This window comes from Cuniculiplasma divulgatum, assembly GCF_900083515.1.
Classification (GTDB): Archaea; Thermoplasmatota; Thermoplasmata; order Thermoplasmatales; family Thermoplasmataceae; genus Cuniculiplasma; species Cuniculiplasma divulgatum.
In genome coordinates, this window is the sequence record NZ_LT671858.1 from 661,654 (window position 1) to 687,933 (window position 26,280).

23 protein-coding genes and 2 tRNA genes are annotated in these 26,280 nt (G+C 37.8%); 13 read left to right on the top strand and 12 right to left on the bottom strand.

What is annotated here, in order from left to right; genetic code table 11:
* Positions 1 to 48: 48 nt before the first annotated feature.
* From CSP5_RS03265 to CSP5_RS03285, 5 genes are all read right to left on the bottom strand, one after another.
* Positions 49 to 1,602 (bottom strand): hydantoinase B/oxoprolinase family protein, encoded by a 1,554-nt coding sequence (locus CSP5_RS03265; protein WP_148689616.1) that lies wholly within the window; start codon positions 1,600 to 1,602, stop codon positions 49 to 51.
* Positions 1,603 to 3,570, bottom strand: a complete 1,968-nt coding sequence (locus CSP5_RS03270) for a hydantoinase/oxoprolinase family protein (protein WP_172399474.1) — start codon at positions 3,568 to 3,570, stop codon at positions 1,603 to 1,605.
* Between the two features lie 117 nt (positions 3,571 to 3,687).
* On the bottom strand, positions 3,688 to 4,803 hold the full coding sequence (locus CSP5_RS03275; protein WP_148689617.1) for an aminotransferase class I/II-fold pyridoxal phosphate-dependent enzyme: 1,116 nt from the start codon (positions 4,801 to 4,803) through the stop codon (positions 3,688 to 3,690).
* Positions 4,796 to 5,716, bottom strand: a complete 921-nt coding sequence (locus CSP5_RS03280; RefSeq protein WP_172399385.1) for a homoserine kinase — start codon at positions 5,714 to 5,716, stop codon at positions 4,796 to 4,798. The genes CSP5_RS03275 and CSP5_RS03280 overlap by 8 nt, the downstream gene beginning before the upstream one ends.
* A 63-nt stretch (positions 5,717 to 5,779) precedes the next feature.
* Complete coding sequence (locus CSP5_RS03285; RefSeq protein ID WP_148689619.1) at positions 5,780 to 6,166, bottom strand: hypothetical protein; 387 nt, start codon at positions 6,164 to 6,166, stop codon at positions 5,780 to 5,782.
* 118 nt (positions 6,167 to 6,284) lie between these two features.
* Here CSP5_RS03285 and CSP5_RS03290 point away from each other — a divergent pair.
* Together CSP5_RS03290 and CSP5_RS03295 are read left to right on the top strand one after the other, a co-directional pair.
* Positions 6,285 to 6,357: transfer RNA gene (locus tag CSP5_RS03290), tRNA-Gln, on the top strand.
* 112 nt (positions 6,358 to 6,469) lie between these two features.
* A complete protein-coding gene (locus CSP5_RS03295) occupies positions 6,470 to 6,955 on the top strand; it encodes a DUF1940 domain-containing protein (protein WP_148689620.1) in 486 nt (161 codons plus the stop codon).
* Here the strand turns inward: CSP5_RS03295 and CSP5_RS03300 are convergent.
* A complete protein-coding gene (locus tag CSP5_RS03300; RefSeq protein WP_148689621.1) occupies positions 6,945 to 7,784 on the bottom strand; it encodes an NAD-dependent epimerase/dehydratase family protein in 840 nt (279 codons plus the stop codon). The genes CSP5_RS03295 and CSP5_RS03300 overlap by 11 nt on opposite strands.
* Positions 7,785 to 7,982: 198 nt before the next feature.
* On the opposite strand from CSP5_RS03300, the gene CSP5_RS03305 reads away from it, so the two are divergent.
* From CSP5_RS03305 to CSP5_RS03335, 7 genes are all read left to right on the top strand, one after another.
* On the top strand, positions 7,983 to 8,732 hold the full coding sequence (locus CSP5_RS03305) for a class I SAM-dependent methyltransferase (RefSeq protein WP_148689622.1): 750 nt from the start codon (positions 7,983 to 7,985) through the stop codon (positions 8,730 to 8,732).
* A gap of 47 nt (positions 8,733 to 8,779) precedes the next feature.
* Complete coding sequence (locus CSP5_RS03310; RefSeq protein ID WP_148689623.1) at positions 8,780 to 9,562, top strand: DODA-type extradiol aromatic ring-opening family dioxygenase; 783 nt, start codon at positions 8,780 to 8,782, stop codon at positions 9,560 to 9,562.
* 73 nt (positions 9,563 to 9,635) lie between these two features.
* Positions 9,636 to 10,214 (top strand): GTP cyclohydrolase II, encoded by a 579-nt coding sequence (gene ribA / locus CSP5_RS03315; RefSeq protein WP_077076073.1) that lies wholly within the window; start codon positions 9,636 to 9,638, stop codon positions 10,212 to 10,214.
* Positions 10,215 to 10,370: 156 nt separating this feature from the next.
* Entirely contained in the window at positions 10,371 to 11,456 is a 1,086-nt protein-coding gene (locus CSP5_RS03320; protein WP_148689624.1) for a glucose 1-dehydrogenase, read from the top strand.
* A 15-nt stretch (positions 11,457 to 11,471) separates the two neighbouring features.
* Positions 11,472 to 12,335 carry a bifunctional 5,10-methylenetetrahydrofolate dehydrogenase/5,10-methenyltetrahydrofolate cyclohydrolase gene (locus CSP5_RS03325; protein ID WP_148689625.1) on the top strand — a complete coding sequence of 288 codons (864 nt, stop codon included), beginning with the start codon at positions 11,472 to 11,474 and terminating at the stop codon, positions 12,333 to 12,335.
* A 79-nt stretch (positions 12,336 to 12,414) separates the two neighbouring features.
* Positions 12,415 to 13,137, top strand: coding sequence for an NAD(+) synthase (nadE, locus tag CSP5_RS03330; protein WP_148689626.1), 723 nt, complete (start codon positions 12,415 to 12,417; stop codon positions 13,135 to 13,137).
* Positions 13,138 to 13,139: 2 nt separating this feature from the next.
* Positions 13,140 to 14,429, top strand: coding sequence for a cation:proton antiporter (locus CSP5_RS03335; RefSeq protein WP_148689627.1), 1,290 nt, complete (start codon positions 13,140 to 13,142; stop codon positions 14,427 to 14,429).
* Here CSP5_RS03335 and CSP5_RS03340 read toward each other — a convergent pair.
* From CSP5_RS03340 to CSP5_RS03355, 4 genes are read right to left on the bottom strand one after another with little or no spacing between them, the layout of a single operon-like run.
* The gene (locus CSP5_RS03340; RefSeq protein ID WP_021789553.1) at positions 14,420 to 16,009 is read right to left on the bottom strand and encodes a type II/IV secretion system ATPase subunit; all 1,590 of its coding nucleotides are present in this window, start codon (positions 16,007 to 16,009) and stop codon (positions 14,420 to 14,422) included. The genes CSP5_RS03335 and CSP5_RS03340 overlap by 10 nt on opposite strands.
* On the bottom strand, positions 16,010 to 16,864 hold the full coding sequence (locus CSP5_RS03345; RefSeq protein WP_148689628.1) for a type II secretion system F family protein: 855 nt from the start codon (positions 16,862 to 16,864) through the stop codon (positions 16,010 to 16,012).
* On the bottom strand, positions 16,861 to 17,832 hold the full coding sequence (locus CSP5_RS03350) for a type II secretion system F family protein (protein WP_148689629.1): 972 nt from the start codon (positions 17,830 to 17,832) through the stop codon (positions 16,861 to 16,863). The genes CSP5_RS03345 and CSP5_RS03350 overlap by 4 nt, the downstream gene beginning before the upstream one ends.
* Positions 17,832 to 19,409, bottom strand: a complete 1,578-nt coding sequence (locus CSP5_RS03355) for a type II/IV secretion system ATPase subunit (RefSeq protein WP_148689630.1) — start codon at positions 19,407 to 19,409, stop codon at positions 17,832 to 17,834. The genes CSP5_RS03350 and CSP5_RS03355 overlap by 1 nt, the downstream gene beginning before the upstream one ends.
* A gap of 106 nt (positions 19,410 to 19,515) precedes the next feature.
* Between CSP5_RS03355 and CSP5_RS03360 the strand changes: the two genes are divergently transcribed.
* Positions 19,516 to 19,587 (top strand) — tRNA-Ala (locus CSP5_RS03360).
* Between the two features lie 135 nt (positions 19,588 to 19,722).
* On the opposite strand, the gene CSP5_RS03365 is transcribed toward CSP5_RS03360, so the two are convergent.
* Positions 19,723 to 20,502, bottom strand: coding sequence for an ABC transporter permease (locus CSP5_RS03365; RefSeq protein ID WP_148689631.1), 780 nt, complete (start codon positions 20,500 to 20,502; stop codon positions 19,723 to 19,725).
* The gene (locus tag CSP5_RS03370; RefSeq protein ID WP_148689632.1) at positions 20,499 to 21,434 is read right to left on the bottom strand and encodes an ABC transporter ATP-binding protein; all 936 of its coding nucleotides are present in this window, start codon (positions 21,432 to 21,434) and stop codon (positions 20,499 to 20,501) included. The genes CSP5_RS03365 and CSP5_RS03370 overlap by 4 nt, the downstream gene beginning before the upstream one ends.
* 140 nt (positions 21,435 to 21,574) lie before the next feature.
* On the opposite strand from CSP5_RS03370, the gene CSP5_RS03375 reads away from it, so the two are divergent.
* From CSP5_RS03375 to treZ, 3 genes are all read left to right on the top strand, one after another.
* Positions 21,575 to 21,826 (top strand): hypothetical protein, encoded by a 252-nt coding sequence (locus CSP5_RS03375; protein ID WP_148689633.1) that lies wholly within the window; start codon positions 21,575 to 21,577, stop codon positions 21,824 to 21,826.
* 89 nt (positions 21,827 to 21,915) lie between these two features.
* Positions 21,916 to 24,468 carry a malto-oligosyltrehalose synthase gene (treY, locus tag CSP5_RS03380; RefSeq protein ID WP_148689634.1) on the top strand — a complete coding sequence of 851 codons (2,553 nt, stop codon included), beginning with the start codon at positions 21,916 to 21,918 and terminating at the stop codon, positions 24,466 to 24,468.
* A 1-nt stretch (position 24,469) separates the two neighbouring features.
* Positions 24,470 to 26,257 (top strand): malto-oligosyltrehalose trehalohydrolase, encoded by a 1,788-nt coding sequence (gene treZ, locus CSP5_RS03385; RefSeq protein ID WP_172399386.1) that lies wholly within the window; start codon positions 24,470 to 24,472, stop codon positions 26,255 to 26,257.
* The last annotated feature ends 23 nt before the right edge of the window (positions 26,258 to 26,280 follow it).

A 26,280-nucleotide genomic window follows, 5' to 3' on the forward strand; every position in this document is an offset into this window, starting at 1 on the left:
CATAATTATCAGTGTGCCACTGGCAAAGATTTCCATTCCACATATTATTTAGTTAATCTCCCCATATCCGGAACCGCCAGGGGTCATTAGAATTACTTCATCATTTGGCCCGAGTTCAGTTGTAAATTTGCTTCCCATTTTCTTTTTCTTACTACCATGCTTTATAAGCACAGATGATGGTTTTCCTTTTTTTCCTCCATTAAGTGCATACGGACTGATGATGAACCTATCTGCTATGAGGGAAAAGGAACTATTTTCCAGAACTCTGAAAGATCTGATAATACCATCTCCACCATTAAATTTCCCCTTGCCTCCGCTCCCTCTTCTAAGTGTATATGAGGTATAGAACAGTGGATATTCCTTTTCGGCCACCTCCACGGGTGTATTCAGTGTGTTTGTCATATTACTGTGTACTCCTGAGTAACCTTTATGTCCTGGTCCAGCCCCGTTACCACCACCAATGGTTTCATAGTATGACCAGTACTTTCCATTTTTTCTTCTACCGCCAATCATAACATTGAACATCGTACCGGATGAGGCAGAAGGTATCCCCTCAGCACACTGACTTAGTGCATGTAGCACCAGATCGGCAATTCTCTGTGTAGTTTCAACGTTTCCACCCGAAACTGGATATGGCCTATTGGGATTAACAAGAGAACCTACAGGGGCAATTATGTTTATAATGGAATAGAAGCCTTCATTTGTTGGTATATCAATATTTAAAGCACTCCTTATGGCAAAGGAAGTAGCAGCAAAAGTCATGCCAGGTACGGCATTGAGGGGATATTCAATTTCACTTGAAGTACCGGTAAAGTCAGCTGTAATACCTCCCTTCGAAATTTTAATTGCTACCTGCAAAGGTACCTTTTCTTTACCAATTTCAAGATAATCAACTGCCGTAAAAGTTCCTTCGTTCCACTGTGACATGGCTCTTATGCTTAAAACCCTAGAATTTTCAAGGAGGTTTTCCCAAGATGCATACACTACCTCTCTACCGAATCTGCTAAACAGCTCACCAATCCTCTTTGTCCCAGTTCTATTGGCAGCAACCTGAGCATTAATGTCACCCAGTGCAGTCTCAGGATCTTTGAAATTATTCAGTATAATAGCCAGTAGTTCACCGTCTAAAGCATTATGTTTTACCAGCTTTACTGGAGGAATTATAAGACCTTCCTGGAAAAGGTTCTTAGCATTTGGATTAAGACTTCCAAAAACTGGCCCTCCAACATCCACTATATGCGCTTTGTTTACCACATATGCTACAATATTATCCTCAATATACACTGGCGCAATTAGGGTAACATCATTCATGTGTGTACCAGAAATATATGGGTCATTTGTCATTAGCATTTCTCCATCTTCAAGTATAATTTTTCTTTCCTTAAGCCAGTGCATAATATTATTTATTCCAATCCTGAATGATCCAAGATGCACTGGTATATGCTCCGCCTGAGCAACTATGACACCTTCAAAGTTAGTTATGGCGCAGCTGTGATCCATTCTCTCTCTGATATTAGGGGATATGGCAGATTTCTTAAGTGCCACCCCCATTTCCTCTGCTACAAACTGTGTTGCCTTGCTTATAAATTCCCAGTCTGCCATTTATTTCAACCTCAAATTCAGTTCTCCAAACTTTCCAACTTCAGCAGTCCACCTCTCAGGTATTAACGTTGTTGACCCTGGTTCATCCAGAAGAGCTAAACCATCTATTTTTGTACCAGATGGAAGTGCGTTTCTTGCATATACCGGTACATCAATAAATTCAGCTCCTGAATATACCTTTCTGAGTCCTGTTGAAACAGTCTCGCTCACATCTTCAACAATTTCAGGCTTATCCCTTCTTCCAATGCCAAAGGCACGAATCGTAAATATTTCCACATCTCTATCAAGAGTAAACCCATAAGCTTCTCTGTGTAATTTTACGAATTCTCTTATGATCTTTTGTCTATCAGGATCAGATACCTTTACGGTTATTTCCGAACCCTGACCCGTGTACCTGCAATCTGCATATAAAATAAATTCTTTAGTTCCGAATTTCGACTCAAGAGCTTCTTCTAGATCTTGGAAATCCTTCTGAATATTATCCGGGAAGGATTTTCTCATCTCATACTTCCAGTCTGAGTTGAGTAGTCCAAGAGCGCTAAAAACTGCTGGGTCATGCGGAATAATGACTTTCCTTATGCCAATTTCCTGAGCTATCCTAACTGCATGTTGAGGCCCAGCACCCCCAAAACCAAAAAGCGTGTATTCCGTTGGATCAATTCCTCTTTCAACTGTCACCATTCTGATGGCTCTTGCCATTTCAAGATCAACAAGTTCTAGCGCTCTTTTCGCAACTTCAAATGGTTGGCCGAGCCTGCTGAACGCTTTTATTGCTAGATCTTTTCTAAGCAAGAAATTGCTCCCTGACATCTGTTCATTGAGAATTCCAAGCACCAGATTTGCATCAGTGATAGTTGGAAGTTTCCCTCCCCTGTTATATGCCACAGGACCTGGCTCTGAGCCAGCACTCATTGGACCAATGTTCATTCCTCCGGCAGAATCAAGCCATATAACGGTACCTCCACCAGCAGAAACTTCCGCGAGGTCAACAAAAGGATATCTCACAGGGTAACCACTACCCTTTATCATTCTTCCGTAATGCGACTTACCACCAACTTCATATTCCGAAGTGATCTCAATCTGTCCATCTGTAACTGTGCCTGCTTTTGCAGTTGTACCACCCATGTCGAAACTAATTATTTTCGAAATTCCAATCTTTTCGGCTAATACACCTGACGCAACCACACCTGCTGCGGGACCAGATTCAATTATTCCAACTGGGTTATTAGAAGCTTCACTTTCATCTATCAGTCCTCCGGAATTTGACATCACACTTATTGGTGGTGACCCGAAACAAAGCAGATTACCTTTTAATTTTGATAAATAGCTTGATATTACCGGCATAAGCATACCATTAATAACAGTGGTAGATGTTCTTTCATATTCCCTGGGTTCTGGTGCAACAGAACTTGAAACAGTAACATAGCTGAATTCCTTAGACAGCTCATTTCTAACAAGCTCTTCATTCTTGCTGTTCACATAAGAGTGAAGGAAGGAAATGGCGACACTTTCTGGTTTAACTTTCCTTATCTTATCAACAAGTTCAGCAATCTCTTTCATTTCCGGTGTTTTTAAAATCTTTCCAGTAAAATCGGTTCTCTCATCGACCTCGAATCTTAGATTTCTCGGAACAATAGTTCTGGGCCTTTCAAATTCCAGATCGTAGAGGGATGGTCTATTCTGTCTTCCAATTTCTATTACATCTCTAAATCCTTTAGTTGTGATAAGCGCGGTTCTTGGTAACTTCATACCAAACTGCCCAAGTAGTGTATTTGTTGCAATCGTGGTCGCATGAACAAAATTATTTATTTGGATAACACCAGAGTCTTTTAATCCATTAACAACTCCTATTTCTGGGTTTCCAGGGGTTGTGGGGACCTTAAGCTTTTTTACAACTCTATTATTTTCCAGCACTACTATATCTGTAAAAGTGCCACCTATATCAACAGAAACCACTATCTTACCCATGAAACCACTCAAACTCCTGATCAGGTAAAGGTTATATTTTAAGGTTGATCTGCGTTCTATACTTCTTTCTTTGAAAGATGTAATATAACAATAGTTTACAAATACTATTATGGAAGTTTAAAGTGAATTTCTAATATCGTCTACAATACTTTCAGCATCCTCTATTCCTACGGATAGTCTGTATGTTCTGTCTGTAATTCCAAGAATGCTCAATTCTTCATCATTTAGTGATCTATGAGACATGGTTTTTGGATGGGCTATAATGGAATTAACGCCTCCCAGTGTATTTGCAGGTCTTACTCTCTTAAGGGATTTGAAAATATGGTACGGATCATCATAATTATGAGTTATCCTAAAAGTGAGGACGCCACCATATCCTCTGAGGTTATCTCTGGAGTATTCAAAATCTTCATGATTTTCCAAACCTGGGTAGTCCACATTTTCTATTCCCTTTATGGAGGAAAGATTTCTTGCCACACTTATTCCGTTCTTGTTTATTTCTTTCATTCTTAATTGGAGTGTCTTTATTCCTCTTATGGTCTGATATGCTGTATTTGGATCCATATTGGTACCCATTGTTCTCCTTGTGAGATCGATCTTATCCATAATTTCGGCACTTCCAGATGCACTTCCACCTATGACATCATTATGTCCAGAAATGAACTTGGAAAGGCTGTGTATGATAATATCTGCCCCATAGTCTATGGGATTAATGTTCTCAGGTGTTGCAAATGTTGAATCACAAATTAGTATGCCTCCCATGGAGTGTACTATATCTGCTATTTTTCTTAAGTCATAAACTCTTAATGAAGGATTCGACACCGTTTCAACCAGTACCACAGATTTCTCGGTTATTGATCTCAACAACGAATCTGTTCCGGGATTTGTGATTTCACTTCTGATCCCCCACGTTCCCAAAAAATCCCTGATAAATCTGGAACTCCTGGCGAAGGTGTCAAGAGTTGTTACTACTCTGTCTCCAGGTTTGAGGAGTGAAAGTAGTGTTGTGGTGATAGCTCCCATTCCAGAAGAGAAACAAACAGTTTTCTCTGTTTTTTCAAGAATACTTATCTGTCTCTCAAGCTCCTCAACAGTGGGATTCGCCTCTCTTGAATATCTATATTTCTTTCCCTCGGGGAATACATAGGAAGACGTTTGAAAAATGGGGAAGGTAATTGGGAAATTCGGAGGGATAGCATTATCATTTATCACATGATCTTCGGTTTCATTCATAGACACCACCAGAAGGATATGAATCTGCCATTATAAAGTCTAAGCCCCTGGAATGGAAGTAACTATCCAAATTCTTACTGATTTCTAACCTGTCTGTTTTTCTGTCAATGAAGCATAGCATTGCAGGGCCTGCGCCACTCAATATAAGACCAATGGCACTATGCGCTTTGCATATATTCCTCACATCTGCCAGAAAGTTGTACCGGGTTTTTCTTGCCTGTTCCACTATGTGATCATCAAGACCGTATTCTATAAGATCTCGATCCCCAGTCAATATTCCTGCAAGTAGTGAATTTGAAAAATTTATGTTTTGTACTGCATCCTTAAAAGTTACCATATCAGGTATGAGTTTCCTGTTTTCCCTCGTCTTATTCTTTGATGTAATCAGTGGAACAATTACCATAAATTCTATACCATCTGGCACATTGAACTTCCTGATTCGCAGAGGATTTACTGAAAATACTGCAGAGAAATTCCCTAGAGTGGATGCAGTTATATTATCAAGATGGGGACTTCCCGATGCATATTTTTCTCCATAGGATGCGTATTTTACTATATCATTCACAGAGAGATTCAGATTGAATAGTTCATTTATGAGTACTGAAGATGAAACTGAAGCAGCCCCACTGCTACCAAGCCCCATACCTACAGGAATATTCGAGTTCACCTGCAGCGATATCTGGGAGCTAATATCAAAATCCTCTACCATTTTCCTCACCACATATATGGCACTGTTTTCTCTTATGTCAACTTCATTCAAATTGCTCTTGAAGTCAATTTTAAATGGTCCCTGTTCATCTATGATTGATAGTTTCACATCAGAAAAGAATGCGTTATGACATATACCGAATGAATCAAATCCTGATCCCACATTTGCAGAAGAACAATAAACTCTCCTGGATACTGTTTTCACAACAAGGAAGTGATTGAAATTAATTAATTATTTAGTCATTCAAAATTACTCTAAAGAATATTTCTACTTTCTGCTCTTTATAACATCAATAAGCAGCATCTTATCGTAGTCGATCTTGAATTTTATTTTTTTTGCCTTCAGAATCTTTGCAATCTGATCTCCGATCTCATGAATATTTTCATTTGGTGATAGTCTGGCAACTATCATTTCCTTTCTGTCCATAGGAAATAACAGAGATAGATCTGTCTGATCGGAATAAAATCCCAGAGGCTTTTTATTATTGTTTATTTCCCTCATATTAAGCTCATACTTTACCTGTATTTGCTGTTCCTCTTCGGGGATCTGCTTCTTCTCACCCTTTATCACAGCAAATATCTCCGTAAACGCCTTATCCAGTGATTTCCATGAAAAATCATCATCGAAATAGAAATGTACAGACCAGTTTTTCACATAACCATATATCTTGTCTTTATAATTAATTTGTTATAAGGAGTACAGTTTTTTCAGATACCAGTCTTGATACGAATCTATTGAAAGATTTTAATATAGTTGTTAAATAGGGAGTCATAGCTCTGTGGTGTAGTGGCCAAGCATAGTGGGCTCTGGACCCGCCGACGGCAGTTCGAATCTGCCCAGAGCTACTTCAAGATGATTGGATTTTTTGCTGGCATTTAAAATATACAAAATGATCGCTGTGATCTTTCAGAAGGCAATTCAAACTTAAATGTAAATAGTTTGACTTAATATGTGGTCATGGATTCAGGTTCCGATAACAGTGAAGATGTGAATAAGAGGTTCTGTGATCTTCTTGGGGATTTTATTGATAATAACTCACCCTATTTTCAGTATGATTCCAGCATGAAACTGGCATTTTCATCCTTTGGACTTGCAATATCGACAGGAATAAGGATAGATGCAACCAGAGAACTTCTAGAAATGGCAGATAAACTCTATCAGAACATCTCTGACACTGATACAGTACTATCAGATGAGCACAGGAAGAAATTAAATCATGCCGATGATGTGTGGCTTGACATGAAGGCAAAGATGTCAGCAGGAGATATACGTGCTTCGCACCTTCTTGCAGCTCATGCACACCTATCTGATGCGCTTAGCTATCTGACAGTTATGAAGAACGATGAAAATTTCAGGGAATTTATTTCTGATTATAATATGAAATATCTATCAAAATTGAGTGTTTTTGTCTACAGGGAAGCCATAGGTCACGTTATGCTTTAGGCAGATCCCTTATATAATCTTCGAACTTTTTCTCGTCCTTAATGAACCTAATAACTGAACTAGTTTCTCTATAATAATCCGTTGTTAACCTATCATAAAGTATCTTGTCCATCTTATTTTCTTCAATTAACTTTTCCTCAAGATTTCTAGATAGAAAACCGCTTGCCTCTTTTACTTCCCCTTTACCCATCTTTCTCCCATATATATTCATGGCATCGAGAAAGGTGATCATGGAACTTGAATTCGTATATATTGCCCCAATGGTCTTATCACTTTTTTTCAGTGTTTCAGCAAGATCATCCATATGCGTTGGACAAACTCTCCCTGTTTTTGGGAATTTATCGACACCCTTTGCAAAGAGATCATCAATAATCTTTAGAAAATTGTCGCCCTCCCCTCCGAATACAAATGATAACCTCACATTAAGATGATTCTTGGCCAGTGTGGTATTGTCCTCTCCTGTTCTCCTCGTTCTGAAATATTCATTGGTTCCATAATGGACATTAGCAGACGAAAAATAAATCAATCTCTGATTCTTATCAATCCTCTTTACCTCGTTTGCTATTGTTTTTATGCCCTGAACATTTGCATTGAAAGCCTCCTTCTCATTCTGCGAATAGGAATTGGCCATGTAATATATTATGTCAAATTCCTTAACTAATGGCAGTAATTTTTCCTGGTCTCCCACATCCCCCTCCATCCAGGTAAAAGCCTCATAACCCTTTTGATCTATCTTGTGGCGTGAATAGTATGAAGTTTCCTCATGATTCATTCTCTTCATTAGATTCCTTCCTATGTAACCGCTTCCTCCCACGAATAATGCTTTCATTACACTGGTATCCAGCCAAACAAAATATATTTTGTTATTTTATTTAACCCGCATTTGTTTTCATTTATTAAAAACATGGTTGCCTGAAAACAAAAAGAGCGTTTAGGATGGATATTATGGATCTTTTTTAAGAGCAATAGGTATTTAATAATTATTCATATCCAAGAATATTTTAATAGATATGAACAATATCAGTAAATGAGTGATTATAGGGATTTTTTTGGAAAAAATGCTGAGAAATACGCAGCAAGTGAGAGTCACAGAAATGGGAAAGATCTTGAAATATTGATTAATCTGCTTGATCTAAAGGACTCTTACAGGTGCTTAGATCTGGCAGCTGGAACAGGCTTCACCTCCATTTCACTGGCTAAAAAGGTGCAAAGTGTTGTTGCATATGATGGTACAGAGCAGATGCTTGAACAGGCAAAGATATTATCCGAGCAGGAGGGTGTTCATAATATATCATTTGTACTTGGTAGGGTAGAAGATCTCCCATTTAATGAATCTGAATTTGATGTTGTCACAACTCGAAGGGCAGCTCATCACTTTCATGATAAGGATCAGTTTTTGAGGGAGGCATTCAGGGTAATGAAAAAAGGTGGTAAACTGGGAATAGCTGATCTAGTTGAACCTGAAACAGATGATCAGGGAAACTACAATAAACTGGAAATTCTAAGGGATCAATCACATGTTAGGGCAGAAAAAATTTCACAGTGGAAGATTCTCGTTAAAAAGGCAGGATTTAACAATGTAATAGCTGAGGAAATGGTAGAGCCTACACATTTCCTAAAATGGCTATATCCCGTCGATGAGAATAGTAAGTCTGGAATGGATGTAAAAAAATACATTGAAAGTTTGGGCGATGAAGATTTAAAGAAAATGGATTTTGATATTCATAATATGATTCTACAAAAGCATAGAATGGTTCTGACTGCAGAAAAGCCTTAGATATAAAAGATCAGTAACTCAAATATTCAGGTTCAACATGGTGAATAATGAGTTTAGTTAATCTGTATATTATACCACATGGAGATGAACTGATAGATCTTCCGGATAAGGAAAGCGTCACAATGAGGAATTATATAGCCGAAATAGCCGGAAACGATGACTCCGATGTAATTGTTATACTTTCTCCGCATGGAATGACCATAAAGGATCATATGGCTGTTATAAATACTGAATATTTCAGGGCAGAAACAAAACTTGTGAATAAGAAACTTGATTTTCTGTGCAGTAACGAGAGAAAACTAACTGAGGAAATAATAGAAAAGTTCCCTGAATTCTGTCTGGATGTTAGATTTTCTACCTATTCTGGTGAGCTTAGTGTATTCCCTCTGGATTTTGGTAGTTCAATACCGCTATATTTCTTCATTCAAAGAAAAATTGTGATGATAGGTCAGCCAAGGATAAATGACAGAGCAAAACTTGTAGATTTCGGAAAATCACTATTTCACATTGTAAAAAATTACCCAAAAAAGGTAAGTATCATATTGAGTGCAGATCAGGCACATACACATTCTGCAAAAGGTCCTTACGGCTATTCAGAAGATGCAGATAAATACGAGAAGATACTTGTAAACGCCATAAAGAATAATTCATTAGATCCAATATACACCATTGATCAGGAGACAGTAAACAGGGGAAAACCTGATAGTTTCTGGAATATGTTGATATTAAAGGGTATAATGGATGAATCTGGGATAAAAATCATAATAGACTACCATTATGTTGCGGTTTATTTTGGTATGTTGCTTGCGCACTCAGTCACAGAAAAATGAAAAAATAGCTATTATATTAAAATTTTTCAAATATAGTTTTTAATACGCTGAAGTGATTATTACATGAAGAAGAATGATAACATTAGCAGCAAAAGCCAAATTACCAACTTTGGCAGGATTTTTTGATATATACACATTCAATGATGGGGAACCCAATGAAAATGCAGTAATTGTAAAGGGTGATGTCACAGGAAAAGAAAATGTTCCTGTTAGAATACACAGTGAATGCCTGACAGGAGATGTTTTTGGATCAAAGAGGTGTGATTGCAGAGACCAGCTACTGAAGTCTCTTGTATATCTGGGAGAACAACCCTATGGAATGCTTATTTATCTGAGACAGGAAGGCAGAGGAATTGGACTTGTAAACAAGATAAAGGCATATAGCCTTCAGGAAGAGGGATATGATACTGTTGAGGCAAACCTTAAACTGGGACTTCCAGCAGATCAGAGAGATTACACATTTGCAGTGGATGTAATAAATTATTTCAGGATAAAAAGCGTGAAATTAATGACAAATAATCCTGAAAAAATAAAGTTTCTTGAAGAAAACGGAATAAACGTCTCCGGGAGGATATCCATAAAAAGCCAGACGACGGAGTATAACAAATTCTACCTGATGACTAAGAAGGAGAAGATGGGTCACCAGATTTGATCAGAAACTAAAAATCACTCATGGAAAAATTCTTTTTATTTTAACATAAATAAGCTGTTTTGCAACAGACTGTGAATCCTGTTAAATTCATGTACAATATATTTCTTGTTCTAATTGGGTGGCAAATGTTTTTTAAAAATAATACACTGATCATATATGACAGCCGTAAATGCTTATATAACCAATGCACCAGATGGTGGGATAAAATATGAACAAGTTGAAATCAAGGATTCTCCAGGCAACGTTTCACTAAAGCCATTAGTAACTGGAATTTGTGGAACAGACAGAGGAATTGTAAACGGGGCACTTTCCTTCGCATACAACCCGGAAGGATATAATTTCCTGGTAATCGGTCACGAATCATTATGCATGGTGACCGCTTCCAAATCTAATAAATTCAAGAAAGGAGACATTGTTGTACCCATAGTAAGAAGGCCCGGTGATTGCCCAAATTGCAGGATAGGCAGGCCAGATAACTGCTCGGATGGGAACAAGCATGAAGCTGGAATTACAGGTCTTCATGGCTTCATGAGGGACTCGTTTAACGAATTCGATTACAATTTAGTTAAGGTTAAGGATACCGATCTTGGTGAAGTTGCAGTACTCACAGAACCCACAAAAAATGCTGTTAAAGCATTCGAGGTCTTTGATAAGGTAAGAAGCAGATTTATCTATGAAAATGAGTATTCAACTTTTGAAGGAAAGAACGCACTTATAATAGGTTCAGGTAGTGAAGCTTTTATTTACTCGTTCCTCGCAAGGGACTATGGTTTCAACACATACATGGTCAACAGGCATCCAATAGACCAGATACCCACAGAGCTCTGTAACGCATTTGGAGTTAATTTCAGGGACACATCAAAAGAACCTGAATTTCCAGGAGAAATGAAGCTTGATTTTATAGTTGACACAAGCGGTGATCCTGCTACAGTGCTAAGGTTTCTAAGAAAGATGAACCATAATGGCATCCTCATACTCTTTGGAACAAATGGAAAAGCACCTCAGGCAGGATTGTCAGGGGAGGACATAGATTTCATCGTGGAGAGAAATATAACAATAGCCGGTTCAGTAGACGCCGCTGAGATCCATTACCTTAAGGCGCTGGATTATCTTTCAAAGTGGAACCGTCTTCACAGGGGAATACTAAGTAGAATGATTACTAATAAATTTGCCCCTGGTGAACAGGGGGTTTTTAGCAAAAAGCCACAGGGAGAAATCAAAAGCGTAATTAAATGGGAATAGGATATAGGTCAGGTAGTGAAAACAGAAATCTTTAGTGGGAAGGCGTTTTCGAGCAACATTGATAGGGAAACTGAAAAGCTGGTAGAGAGGTTTGTCAGCATACAGGGAAGAAAACCAAAGCTTCTCATAATAGATCCAACACAAAGTGAAGAAACAAAAGTTTATGGCAGAAGTAAAATCAGGAAGGCTGACAGACTTGGAATAGAAACTTTCCCACTTTTTCTCACTTCCCCTGATTCAAATGGAAACCCGCTTGAAATTATGGAAAACATAATTTCTGAAGTTAATCCAGATGGAATAATTGTGGAAAGACCATATCCATTCTGGCTTGATTCATTTTATATAGAACAGATAATACCAGAATATCTCGATATCGAGGGAATTTCAATAAAATCACAGGGAAAGAACATGATCGGGTACCCATATATTCTTCCAGCAACTGCTGATGCTGCAATGCGGATAATATTGAGTCTGGGAGAAGATCACAGTAAGAATGTTTGTATTATAAACAGGTCAACAATAGTGGGAAGGCCCCTAGCAATGGCTCTTCTGAATAAGGATTTTACAGTAACCATGTGTCATAGCAAAACCAGAGATCTGAAGTCAATAACACGTGCAAGTGATATAGTTGTTTCTGCCATAGGAAAACCAGGTTATATAACTGCAGATTTTATATCAGAGGGTGCTTCACTAATAGACATAGGAACAACTGAAGTGAAGGGTAACATTGTAGGTGATATAGATTATAATTCAGTATTAGGAAAGGCTGCATTTGTGACACCTGTACCAGGCGGAGTTGGGCCAGTAACAACATCAGTATTATTCAGCAATATGATGAAAGCTTCCATAGACAGAATTGAAGAAAGGCTTAATTTTTGATCTCTCTCTGTTAATAAAATAGTCTGTGGGATAGAAATTCAACGGATAATTAATTAACTGGTAAGTTAATATCTTTTTTATGGCTCTATCTGAGAAGGAAAAATTAGTTAACTTTCTAAAATCTTCATTGAAGGATAAATCCGCAATTTTAGGGGTTAGCAGTGGAATTGACAGCTCACTGGTACTCATGTTACTTACGCTTTCCATACCAAAAGAAAAAATAATACCCATATTCCTTCCAGAGTCATCAGTAAGTCAGAATGATTTAAATGATATCATTGCACTGGAAAAAGCTTCAGGCATTAAAATAAAGACAGTATACATAGAGAACATAATCAAGGCATACAGCAATTTACTGGAAATAAAGGATATGAAATCACTGGGAAATGTAAAGTCAAGAATCAGAATGACTGTTCTTTATTATTATGCTAATATCAACAGTGGAATGGTTGTGGGAACAACAAACCTGACAGAATATATAACAGGATACTTTACGAAATTCGGAGATGGAGGCTGCGATATAGAACCAATCATAGGTCTTACAAAAACAAAGGTAAGGGAACTTTCTGCAGAAGTGGGTGTTCCAGAAAGCATAATAAAGAAGCCTCCCAGTGCAGGTTTATGGAAGGATCAAACTGATGAGAAAGAGCTTGGCTTTTCCTATTCATTAATCGACGAAGAGGTAGACTATTTCATCAGAAACGGAAGTTTCGAAGAAAATCATGTGGGTAAGAGGGTTAAATCCCTTTATGAGGCAAGCATGCACAAGAGAACACTTCCAGTGGGACCGGAAAAAGATTAACAATGCTGACACTTGAAAGTAAGGATTTCATTCAGCTCAGTTTGCTTCTAGTGATCGCATCTTTCTCTATTCCTATAGCTAGGAAGGTATCACTTGTTGAAATTCCAATTCTGATATCTCTGGGATTGTTATTTGGACCAGGTCTCGGAGTAATTAATCATAGCTTTGCGGAGTACATGATTCAGGATTTTGCAGGATTTGGCGTGGGAATACTCGGACTGGTAATCATACTGTATTACGAGAGTCATAACATAAATTTTAGGGTAATAAGGAAGTTTCTTCTTAACATCATATCCCTGAATACAGTAGGTATGGTTGTTACTTCTGTAGTTGCGGGCGTATTCTTCTCACTGCTCACAGGTGCGCCATTTCTGATTGGATTCCTGTTTGGAGCAATAATATCCCCAACAGACCCTTCAACCCTAATACCGCTGTTCAGGAAGATTAAGATAAAGGATGATTACTCGGGCACACTCATAGGTGAAAGTCTTTTCAATGATCCACTGGCAATTATTCTTGTTACACTGGCTATATCATTCATTTATTCAGGATCTTCGTATTCTACACTTTTCAACAGTGTTACAGGTGCAGTGGGCATTATTGGTGGCATTCCACTTTTCCTCGTGATCCAGATAGCTGTCCCATCGGTATTTGGAGTTGCCATGGGCTTCGGAATTATATATCTCAATAAATACCTAAATTTCGAGAACCTTATTGTTGGTCTACTCCTTGGTGTGGTATTGTTTGAACTTACTGTGCTTTACGGATTAGGCATAACTCCATTCCCAGCAATCATTGCAACGGGTGCAATAGTCGGAACATTCACAGACAAGAGTATATTCTGGTCAAGGGAATCAAATTTTCAGGAAAACCTCTCTTTCCTGGCACAGGGTATAATATTCATTCTGGTGGGGAGCCTAATAACGATTGGTGACATTACAGGTTATTTGCTGCAGGGCTTTATCCTTACACTCATTGTCATTTTTGTGGTAAGACCAATGGCAGTATTTATATCATTACCACCTGGAAGATCCAAGAATAAGGGTCCGGCAAAAAGCTGGAGAACAAAAACTTTCATAGCGCTTTCAGGACCACGTGGTGTCGTTTCTGTGGTTGAAGGGGCAGTTCCCTATTCAATTGGATTACTGTCTGGTAATGCCTTACTGCTTAAATGGGGACTCGTACTTGAAATAGATGTTACTTTCATAGTATTAATATCAATCCTTTTACAGACAATATACCTCCCAATAGTAGCAGGGAGATTATTGCCCCAGGATGCAACTCAAACCTGAATTTCCTCTGTCATATCCAGAGATTGAAAAACCCTTCTCCTATCTTTATAAAACTGGTTTACCATATAATAGAAGTCCTTGTAGTTTGAAATTCCCTTTTCGATCATCTTATCCAATATCCTTGTCCTGAGGTCTATCTCTTTCTCAAGTTCATCCTCAAATTTCCCCTCCTTCTCGGCTATTTTCTTTATGGCATAACTGAAGCCGGAATAGTTCTGGGTATCTGACTGTTCATTGAGGATGAATGCATTATTGATCAGTATATCCTTAGAAATGCTGTCCTGTCCAGCTATTTCTGAAATTGTCTTTATTCTCCTTCTTGATCCACGATCATCAGTTACATTCTGCAGTATTACTGCAACATCCAGTGTCAGGAGCAGATTTCTGGGAATGTTAATGGGTTTAGACTCCATCCTGTGAATGAAAGTACTAATATCATCTGCGTGGAAAGTGCCATAAACATATCTTCCAATGGACATTGCCTGGAATAGGGTGAACGCCTCAGCACCTCTTACCTCTCCCACAATAACGTAGCTTGGTCTCTGTCTCATAGTTACGGTAAGAAGGTCAAACATATCTATCTCCCCTGCCCTCTTTCCTGTTTCAGGGTCAAGTTTTCCATATCCCGTTCTTGTTACCATTGGAACCCAGTTTTCATGAACCAGGTTTATTTCTCTCGTATCCTCTATGGAAACAATCTTCTTTTGTGCAGGAATGAATAAAAGTATGGCGTTCATTAGAGTTGTTTTACCTGTGGCAGTACCACCCACAACCATCACATTTCCGCCATATTCCGTAAGCAACCAGAAGTATGCAAAGACCCTGGTGTTACATAGAGACCTCTGTATTAGGTCAAGTGGTGTCAACGGCTCTTCCTTGAATTTCCTAATGGTAAACGATGATCCCTTATTTGTTATGTACTTCCCTATGGATGCAGATATTCTGGAACCATCTTCCAGTGTTGCATCAACAATGGGGTTTGATATGGATATATGCCTTCCCACGTCCTGAAGTATCTTCTTAACAAAGGTCTCGAGCTCTTCGACATCGTCATATATTATATTAGTTGGAATAAATCCAAAGGCCTTGTGATAAACGAATACGGGAACCCCAGGAGCATCACAGGAAATATCCTCAATATTAGCATCCCTCATGATCGGATCTATTTTTCCGAACCCCTTTATATCTCTTTCAACATAGTATGTCAGGCTATCCATTTCATCAGGTGTGAAGGAGTTAGTCATTCTAAGTGCTTTTGTGAACTGGTCGACTGCATCATCCTTTGTTAGCCCACTTATGTTATACATTTCAGGGTCTGTTATGGATGCAATGAATTCATTCCTGTACTTAGCATATAACTTCGCAACTCTTTCTTTCACCTCAGGTTCATTAACCTCGTACCTGAAAATGGTAGCTCCTCTATCAAAATATACCCTTGAGAATACAGTCCCGGGTATCAACTCCTGAAAGAACTTATCCTCATTTGTCCTCTTCACAGTCCTGACAGGTGTTATTACCTGCCTGCTGAGGAATTTCCTCTTTTTTGTCTTCTTCTTTTTTGTTTTAGAAAATAAGGCCATTTAGAGCACCCCTATTATCGCTAGAACCATTATACTTATCAAAACCAATATTCCTGACATCATGGCACCTGAAGTTAGTCTTCCGTCCCTGAAAACTCCTGATATAAGTCCACTTGCAGCACTTTGAACAATTACACCTGCAGAGAATAACTTTTCTATCAGTCCATAGGAAGAGGAAGCAAGATTCAGAACGCCTCCACCGCTCAGGCCTCCACCTGCAATCTGCGGGAAGAAAAATGTATCCAGCATAACAATAACAAATAGGAAGACTCCGAATGATGTTGCAAGGGTAGTAGAATAACTTCTCATATCGGCAAATCTACTTTCCCTCATTAGGTAGGTTTGTGTTGTGAAACTTGATACCAGGGATATAACATCAGATGTATTGCTGCCTGATTCACTTGCCTTTTTTATAATCTTGCCAACCCTTATAATGGACGGTGATTTTAGCCTCTTCCCGAAATCATTCAGGGCAGTTTCTACCGGTATTCCAAGCTTAACCATTCCAGCTAGATGTTCAATTTCAATAGACAATGGACCATATTTATTTTCCGCTGATCTCAGTATAGCTTCTGACATTGGAGTTCCAAAATTTGTATGTCCTGCAAGATCCCTAAGGAAATCAGGAAGTCTTCTTTCCGCTTCCTCTATTCTCTTAACTCTTGCAAAGTCCGCAAGACCAAATGGGAAGAACAGAATTACCATGGCAATGGAGGATAATGTCAGCGGATGAACCAGTGGGTTGAGATCGTTTATCTTGAAAAAATACCCAGTAAAGAATAAAACGAACATTGTTAGAACTGATCCTGCAAGCGCCACATATCTAAGTTCAACCCCACCAATTTCACCCTTCATACATCCACCTCTCCAATGGTACTGCTAAGGATCAGAGCAAACATAACCGCTATTATTGGGATAATAAGGAACACAATTAGATATAGCACAGTATCTGTCAGTGACCCTTCCCCTGGTATCACGGAAGTTACCGTACCTATGATTACCATTAATATTAGCGGGAACATAATTCCAACTATTATATAACTTTCAGCGAGTACTGAGAGAGACTCTGTGTTCCTTTTTATTAGCGTGCTTAGTTCGGTCTGATACTGTACCGCCTTATCCTTGAAATAGCTCTTTAGGTCGCCACCAGAAGTGAGAGTGGTTATGATTCCCTGGAAGAATTCTGAGAGTCTCTGAGACGGAGAATTCGCGGCTCCATCCTTAACAGCATTGATTATATCCTCCCCAAACAATCTTGTTGAAACTGCAATGCTTTTTGCCTCTCTCGCAAGTTCACCATATTCAGTACTGTTTGAAAGCTCATACATAATATTTTCAACTGGCATATCAGCAGAGGCCATTGTTGCGATGTAACCCATGGCCAGTGGCAGTACTGCGTCAATCTTTTTTCTTCGCGTACCAGCTATTGAATTTGGATATCCGGCCATGACAGCGAAATAAACAATGACTGCAAGGAACCAGAAGGCAAAGGAAAGATATGTGTAGGATGGAAATTTCAGTGAAAATATATTAACCGCAATAAAGCTGACGACCATGAATATGACTGCAATCATGATGCCTCTTGAATAATATTCTATAGCATCTATCGGCATTTTAGCCTTTCTCAGGCTCTCATCCATTTTTTCAGTCTGAACATATTTTTCTACCAGATGTCCAAAGACTCTGACTGCGAACACGTCAAATATGGTAGGAGCTGGAATAACTACCTTTACGGGTTTTGGATTTAATTTTTTGTTCAGATTTGAGAGGAAACCATTGCTTTTGTTTTCCTTCTTTATCTGAATATCCTGACTTTTATGCATTAAATACCACTCGCCATTTTCATTGCAGTTTCTGGATCTTTATAATATATATTGATTATCCTTGTTATATTTGTATAATCTGTGATATTATTCTTAACCAGTCCGTCCAGTAGAGACTTGCGCCTTTCAAACTCAAAGTTCATTTCCTCCTGAGTCCACTGTTTTGCATCTCTTATTTCATTCAAAATTTTGCTGAAACCTGAAAAGACCTGTTCATTTTGGTTGAAGTCGTACGAAAATACCTTATTGTACATTATCTCTCCCGAATCCTGATCAGTACCAACAATTTCGTCAATCTCCATGAGTTTTCTCATATTCCTGCTTCCCACTCTTACAAATTTATTGAATATCACAATATTAAGTGCACCGATAAGTACCCTTGGTATATTTAACGGGTTTGATTCCAGTCTGTTTACAAGGGTTTCCATGGAATCTGCGTGAATGGTTGAGTAGGCAGTATGTCCTGTTGATATAGCCTGGAAGAGAGAATATGATTCTCTCCCCCTTATTTCACCAAGAACTATGTAGGTAGGTCTTTGCCTCATAGCCATCTTTACCAGTTCAAACATACCAATTGGTGGATTTTTTGAATCACCATTAGCGGTTGAATATATACTTTCTCTGGTTGAAGTGGCTACCCAGTTCTGATGCATTATATTTATCTCCCTGGTTTCTTCAATAGAGAAAACCTTTGTATTAGATGGGATAAACATTAAAATTGCATTTATGGTACTTGTTTTCCCAACACCAGGAACACCAGCAATGATTGCGGATTTTAGATTTTCGACAGCGAACCATAAATATGTAGCGAGTTCAGAGGTTGCTGCACCATACTTTATCAACTCCACAGGCGTGAATGGAGATTCTCTAAATAGCCTGAAGGTAAAAGCAGAACCTTTGGTTGAAATTTCATTACCAAATGTTAACTGGATTCTGTGACCCTGGGGAAAAGTTCCATCAATTATAGGTTCATTCATTGAAACTTCCTTTCCACACATCTGTGCAAGCCTTACAACATATGAATCCAGATCCTTCTCATTATCAAAAACTATGTTTGTTTTAAGTGAACCGTGTATTTTGTGTTCAACATAAACTGGAATTCCAACTCCATTACAGGAAACATCCTCCACTAGCGGGTCTCTTACAACAGGTTCCAGTGGCCCATAACCTTCGTAATTCCTCTTAATGAAATACTTGATCTTATCCACTGTTCTTCTATTAAGCTTATATTTCCTACCTTTGAGATAGGAATCTATAACTTTCTCTATGGTTAATTGTGATAGATCTTCTGGAAGATTCTTTGAACTTTTAACAATTTGTTCCATATTCTTTGATATTTTTTTAAGAAGTATCTCCTCATCTGAAGATAAAACAGGTTCATTTGCAATATATATTGATTCCATGCTCGTTGGATTCCATGAAATTTCAACAGTTACAGTCTGTGGTATGATATTATATTCATCAAGAATTTCGTACTTTCCTACACTCGGAACTTCAGTTATTCGTTCTTCCCTTTTGCTTGGGACATTTTTTACAGGTTTTTTTTCCTTCTTTTTGGTAGGAGAAAATAAAGGCATTAAAACATCTAATATAACGCATTAATTAAAGATTATGGTTGTCAGAAAATATAAAAATAGAAATAACACTAAAATATTATACCAAAGAAGTATTATCGGGACTATAGGGCTGGTAGATCAGAGGTAGATCGCTTCCTTGGCATGGAAGAGGCCAGGGGTTCAATTCCCCTCCAGTCCATAGGTAATGGTTTTGGGATTGCTGCGGTTTGAACCGTTGAACAATTTTGACTTTTTGTACAAATATAAATTTTTCACGAAGCTGTATTTAATTCATAAAATTAAAGAGTTCTGTCTAATTGAATTAAAATTATGTTCAAATACCAGATCTGATACTTTTATATATTCTTAGAGAAATGCCAAGGAAAACAAGCATTACTATGAGTAATATACCAGCATAAAAGAATGTGCCTGAAGTAACAGAAGATATAAGTGAATCTCTTAGTATATTGGCAATGAAACTCAGTGGATTTGATCCTGAAAGTGTTCTCAACCATAGTGGGGTAGTGGATGTTATAGGATAAAATGCAGTGCTTGCAAAGTCAAGCATAAAGAATAGAACTATTGTGATAGTGTTATATGCCTGCATGGACTTTGACAGTCCTGATATTATGAGGAATAGAGAGGAAAATAACATTGTTCCAACAACTATTGCAAATACTGACAGCAATATGCTTTCTGGAGTAACAATCACTGTAATAGGTATAAGTAGGGAAAATCCAAGCATGATCAGGGAACCAACGAGTGCAAAAATAATGGAAACAGTTATAATTCCTAGAAGATAATCTATTCTTCTGAATGGACCAACCATTATCCTTTCAAACATACCCCATCTTCTGTCGGACCACAACATGCTTCCTCCTATATTTCCTGCAGTGAATGATTCAAGTGCTATAATTCCCGGGGCTAGAAACGTTGTATATGATACAGAACCACCCGACTGGAGTGGAACACCTGTTGTGACTATGCCCTGAAACATGAATCCCATAACAAATAGATAGAGAGTAGGCAAACCAAGCATAAAGATAAGAGTTCCAATATCAATGTTTACGATTATATTCCTGATGGTTAACCTTATAAAAGCAGGTATCTTCATTTTTCAACCACCTTCATGAACACATCATCAAGAGTTGGATTATCTATCATTATCTTGTCAGTCTTTATTCCCATCTCAGACAGATTTTGAAGTATTTTTCCAACTATAGTTTCTATCCTGTCAGATACCACCAGAATCTCATTATTTGTAATATCAACCTCTGCAATATTTCCATTCTCAACTCCAGTGGTGATATCCTCTTTCTTAACACCTTTCTCAGAGGTATATCCTATTTTCAGTGTTCTTAACGAACCATATTTTGTCTTCAGATCTGATGATGTACCCTCTGCTACTTTTTTACCATTATTCACTATGCCAATCCTGTCACATATATAATCTGCCTCTTCGAGATTTTGTGTGGTAAACAGTACGGTCATTCCCTTCTTTGCCTGTGATTTTACATAATCGAGTATGGTCCTCCTCATTATTGGGTCAAGTCCTACCGTTGGCTCGTCAAGAAAGAATACGTCCATATTATGCATGAATTCCCTTGCTACCTGCACTCTTTTTTTCTGACCACCACTCAGGTCATACATTCTTTTTTTCCTTAGTTCATCAAGATCAAAAAGTTCTATAAGCATCTCCTTCCTTGATTTTGTCTCCTCTCTTGGCAATTCCCACATCATACCATACAGTTTGAAGTTATTTTCAACTGTGGTAAAATCAAAAGCTTCCTCCTGTTGTACCACACCTATCCTTCTTCTAATTTCAGTACCGTTCCTTGAAACATCGAGACCCAGAACCTCCGCTACACCAGAATCATATCCAATAAGAGTTGTAAGAACTTTTATTGTTGTACTCTTTCCAGCGCCATTTCTTCCAAGCAGACCGTAAACTTCCCCTTTCTTTACATTGAATGAAAGATGATCAACTGCTAGTTTCTTTCCATCGTATGATTTCACAAGTTCATCCACAATTATAGCGTCTTGCACGTGACCATGATGCTATAAAAGATAAAAAGAAATTGTATACACTTAAATGGCAAAAACATTTTCGAGAAAAAACTTAGAAATGTTCTTTCAGTTTAAGGAAATACACTCATATACAATTAAGTAAAGCTTAGGTGGTTAAAATGATTGAGGAGGATTACAGATACATCAGTTGCGGTGGTGATCCACTAACTTATCTGAAGAGTGCATTTAAAGCCATGAAAATCGAACTTGAACCAGGACAGGAGGGAAGAATGCTTCTCACGAAGGAGAAATTTCCCTATGAAAGGAACATATTCTCATCACTGGCGACTCAAAATGCAATGGACATCACAAAATTTGAGGAGAAGGATGGAGAATTAACCATAGAAATGGTTAGGAACCAGCAGAATTAAAATAAAAAAAGTCTATTTTACTTTTAGGAATTATCATTGTATAAGTAAGTTTTGGGAAACAGTTTTATTAAATCCCGCGTTCAAAATACATGAATGAAAATTATCCAAAGTTGGCCTATAGATTTCAACTTAACAACAATTTCACATTTTATGATGTTATCAGTACTATCCCATATCTGGCAAATTTAGGAGTGACACATATATATGTTTCTCCCATCCTCAAGGCTAGATCAGGAAGTTCTCACTGTTATGATATTGTTGATTTTAGATACGTAAACGAGGAACTTGGAGGGGAAGAGGGATTGAGAGAGATGGTTGATAGGGCAAGGGAGAACAATATGAAAATTTTAATTGACATAGTACCAAATCACATGGCTTACTCCCTTGAAAACACCTATATTCTTGACTTCATCAAAACTGGAAACCCTGATATACTGAGGTTATTCGACATTAAGCAGTCTCCATTGGTTATGGATGGAAAACTCATTTTTCCATTTCTTTCCTCTCCTTTGAATGATCTAATAAATATGGGAAAGGTGGCTATAACACTGGAGGGTGATATTTACTTAGATTTTGATGGAAATAAAATTCCCTGCTCTGACAGATCTAAGGAGTGGATAATTAGAAGATCAGGAGAGGAATTCCTGAGTGTGAATGCAATATTTGATAATAATGATGATTTCACGAAGAAGCGTATCGAAGAAATAATTCACGATGTAAATGGAAACAGAGATTTACTTAACAGTTTCATTGATTTGCAGAACATTATACCAGAATGGTGGCAGAGTAGCGGGAAAATCTTGAATTACAGACGTTTTTTCGCTGTAAACGATATGATTGCACTGCGTTCGGAAGATGCAACGGTAATAGAATCGAGACACAGTACAATAAGGAGACTAATAGAAGATTATGGTATTTCTGGACTTAGAATTGATCATCTTGACGGAATACATGATCCAGAATCATATCTTCACTTCGTACAAAGCGAGCTCCATCCTGAATTCATAATAGTAGAAAAAATCTTATCAGAAAACGAGTGTCTAAGTAATAAGCTGAAGACTGACGGCACAACAGGATACGATTTTCTCTGGAAAGTGATATCGCTTTTTACGGATTACGAGGGTTTAGACGAGATCAAAATAAACTACAATAATGATCAGGGGAAATATGAGCAGACAAAGGCAGATGAAGAACATTTAGTTTATAATCTTAAGGATCTATTTATGAACGAAGAATTTGCTGGGGATATACTCAATCTATCGTGGAACATATATGAAAATCTGGTTTTAAGGGATCACTATGAATTCTCAATAAAACAAATTGAAAACGCAATAAAAATTTATTTCAAGAATTTGAAAAAATACAGAAGTTATTCAAATCTTAATTCAATTGGGGAGCTTTCAGAAGATTTCACTAGAATAGGGCTAAAAACCAATGATCCAGTACTCGTCACGGCCGGTGAATATCTCAATCACAAACATAAAATGGGTGCTGATGCGTTCCTTCAACTTCAGGAATATTCTGGCGCAGTAATGGCAAAATCAGTGGAAGATAGGGCATTCTTTGCCTACAACCCATTTGTTTTTCTGAACGAGGTGGGAGGTAGCGTGTGGAATAGTGCCGTATCTAATAAAAACTTTATAAAGTTCCTGAATGAAAGAAAAAAATTTACACATTCAATGAATGAAACTTCAACTCACGATACAAAATATGGGGAGGATCTTCGTGCTTCAGGCATAGTGATTTCAGAATTCCCGGATCTTTTTAGAAAGGCAATAGAAGAGGCCAGGAACTCATATATAACTGAGGGATTGGCAGGGAGATTGCGCAACGAACATTTATATTATATAGTTCAAATGGTGGTTGCATCTGTGAAGTCAAGAGGATTATACAAAAGTTATAAAGATTCACTAAATTCACACATCATAAAAGCAGTGAGAGAATCAGGATTAAAAACAGGATGGAAAAACATTAATGTGGAATATGAGAAAAGCTGCATAGAATTAACGGAGAAAGTTGTTGAATTTGCAGAATTAAAACCCTCCTCAAACATAGGCAGATTATCTCAAATGTGTAAAGAGTATGGGCAGTTGAATTCCATATCCATGCTTGTTTTAAAGTTCATGCTTCCAGGATTCACATCAAACTATCAGGGTTCAGAAAACCACAACTATCACTTTACAGATCCAGACAACAGGATTCCAGTGGACTATAGTTTACTGAAGGATCAATCAGATCTTGACCTTAAAAAAGATTACCTCTCCATAGACAGTTTATACGAAAATGGATTCAAACTTTCTCTCTTCAGGAGACTTAGTCAGATCAGAGAAGAGAATCTATCTCTTATAAATGAAGGTGACCTCAGTCTTCTAGAAACTCAGGGAGAAGGGAGTTCAAGCGTAATCATAATAGGAATTAGAAAGAAAAATAGGCGGCTCATAATTTTCACTGGTAGATACTTTTCAAAAATAAAGGAAGGAAGTGCTCTCAATTATAGTAATACATTTTTAAGTCTTAATAAGGAATGGCAGGGGAAGTACACTGATCTGTTAAGCAACTCCTCGTTAGAAATAAGAGAAAAAGTGAATATAAGCGATCTAATGAAGCACAATTCATTTTTGATTATAAAGGCTGATGACTAAATTGAAACCAGACACTCTATCGTACCGGAAACTCAGTTATGAGGATATAGGACTGTGGAAGAATGGCAGCGAACTACTTGCAACAGTATGGGCACCTTTTGCAAAAAAAGTTGAGATCAAAATAGATGATCAGAAACTTATGGAATTGAGGAGAAATGACTATGGTATATGGGAAGGTTCTTCAAGCTTCAGGGAAGAATATAAGGAATACAGCGTAATACTCAATGGAAGAGAAAGATTACCAGATCCTGCTTCAAAGTATCTAGTGAATGGAGTTTATGGTTATAGCACCATAGTCGATTTAGACTTCAAAAATAATCTGGACACTGGCATTAATATAGATCTCAAGAACGCGGTTATCTATGAATTACATACAGGTACTTTCAGCGAAAAAGGTAATTTTGCAGGGATCAAGGAAAAACTAGACTATCTTGAAAAACTTGGAATTAATGTAATAGAATTAATGCCAATAGCGCAGTTTGAGGGAAGAAGAAACTGGGGCTACGACGGTGTGTTCCCTTACGCTGTCCAGAATTCCTATGGCAGTATATCAGAACTGATCAAATTAGTAAAGGATGTCCATTCAAGGGGCATTTCCATAATTCTTGACGTTGTCTATAATCATGCTGGACCAAGAGGAAACGTATTAAATAGTTTTGGACCATATTTTTCGGATAAATATAAAAGTCTATGGGGAAATGCCACGAACTTTGATGGCCAATGGTCAGATTACGTGAGAAATTTCTACATTCAAAACGCAGTATACTGGATTGACTTTTTTGGATTTGATGGACTCAGGCTCGATGCAATTCATGGTATTTATGATAATTCCCCAGTACATTTTCTTAAGGAACTCAGGGCAGATGTTAACAAATATTTTGAGAATAGTAATAAGAAACCAATATTGATCGCAGAAAGTGATGCAAACAATCCACTCACCATATCTAGCATCGACCAGTGTGGCTTTGGAATGGACGCTCAATGGTGTGACGATTTTCATCACTCTATCCATTCATATCTGACAGGAGAAGGCCAGGGATATTATTCTGACTATGGGCATTCATGGCAAATACTGAAGGCCATGGAAAGTGGTTTTGTTTATCGCGGGGAATATTCCATGTTTTTGAAAAGAACAAGGGGTGTGAGAGGTAAACAGATAAGCCCTAGCAAATTAATAGTATTCTCTCAAAACCATGATCAGGTAGGAAACCGTAAGAATTCAGATCGTAATGGCAGCTACTACGGAAAAGAAAAATCATTGCTATTTGGGGCAATATGTCTCTTGTCACCTTATGTTCCTATGATATTCATGGGAGAAGAGTTCTTCTCGAAAGATCATTTCTGGTTCTTCATTGATACAGATGATGCTACCTTTGCAGACATTGTTAGAAAGGGAAGAAATGAAGAATTCTCATATTTCACAGGCAATGTAGATATACCAGCACCTAACTCATATGAGGCATTTCACGAATCGCAATTAAGCTGGGGAGTTTTGAATAATAATGAGAATCTGGAATATTTGAGAGTTTATCAACAGTTGATAGCCATAAGAAAGAAATATAAACTCGGATATGGAGTTAGATTTGAGACAACATTGATTGGAGAAATTTTAAATATAAACTATTTCATTGATAAAAATAGTAAATTGTTATGCTTTTTCAATCTTTCAGGCAAATCAGTAAATATTAATCACATAAAGGGTGATGTAATTGTGAGCAGTACGGATAATACCTTGTCAAATTCCAAAATTGAGGCATATGGATTCAGGGTTGTATTTTGTTGTAATTAACTCGAGACAGCGAAATCCATTAA

Coding starts and splice junctions, on each gene's coding strand:
- CSP5_RS03265 (WP_148689616.1), bottom strand. CDS start 1,602: ATGGCAGACTGGGAATTTATAAGCAAGGCAACACAGTTTGTAGCAGAG.
- CSP5_RS03270 (WP_172399474.1), bottom strand. CDS start 3,570: ATGGGTAAGATAGTGGTTTCTGTTGATATAGGTGGCACTTTTACAGAT.
- CSP5_RS03275 (WP_148689617.1), bottom strand. CDS start 4,803: ATGAATGAAACCGAAGATCATGTGATAAATGATAATGCTATCCCTCCG.
- CSP5_RS03295 (WP_148689620.1), top strand. CDS start 6,470: ATGGATTCAGGTTCCGATAACAGTGAAGATGTGAATAAGAGGTTCTGT.
- CSP5_RS03300 (WP_148689621.1), bottom strand. CDS start 7,784: ATGAAAGCATTATTCGTGGGAGGAAGCGGTTACATAGGAAGGAATCTA.
- CSP5_RS03305 (WP_148689622.1), top strand. CDS start 7,983: ATGAGTGATTATAGGGATTTTTTTGGAAAAAATGCTGAGAAATACGCA.
- CSP5_RS03310 (WP_148689623.1), top strand. CDS start 8,780: ATGAGTTTAGTTAATCTGTATATTATACCACATGGAGATGAACTGATA.
- ribA (WP_077076073.1), top strand. CDS start 9,636: ATGATAACATTAGCAGCAAAAGCCAAATTACCAACTTTGGCAGGATTT.
- CSP5_RS03320 (WP_148689624.1), top strand. CDS start 10,371: ATGACAGCCGTAAATGCTTATATAACCAATGCACCAGATGGTGGGATA.
- nadE (WP_148689626.1), top strand. CDS start 12,415: ATGGCTCTATCTGAGAAGGAAAAATTAGTTAACTTTCTAAAATCTTCA.
- CSP5_RS03335 (WP_148689627.1), top strand. CDS start 13,140: ATGCTGACACTTGAAAGTAAGGATTTCATTCAGCTCAGTTTGCTTCTA.
- CSP5_RS03340 (WP_021789553.1), bottom strand. CDS start 16,009: ATGGCCTTATTTTCTAAAACAAAAAAGAAGAAGACAAAAAAGAGGAAA.
- CSP5_RS03345 (WP_148689628.1), bottom strand. CDS start 16,864: ATGAAGGGTGAAATTGGTGGGGTTGAACTTAGATATGTGGCGCTTGCA.
- CSP5_RS03350 (WP_148689629.1), bottom strand. CDS start 17,832: ATGCATAAAAGTCAGGATATTCAGATAAAGAAGGAAAACAAAAGCAAT.
- CSP5_RS03355 (WP_148689630.1), bottom strand. CDS start 19,409: ATGCCTTTATTTTCTCCTACCAAAAAGAAGGAAAAAAAACCTGTAAAA.
- CSP5_RS03365 (WP_148689631.1), bottom strand. CDS start 20,502: ATGAAGATACCTGCTTTTATAAGGTTAACCATCAGGAATATAATCGTA.
- CSP5_RS03375 (WP_148689633.1), top strand. CDS start 21,575: ATGATTGAGGAGGATTACAGATACATCAGTTGCGGTGGTGATCCACTA.
- treY (WP_148689634.1), top strand. CDS start 21,916: ATGAATGAAAATTATCCAAAGTTGGCCTATAGATTTCAACTTAACAAC.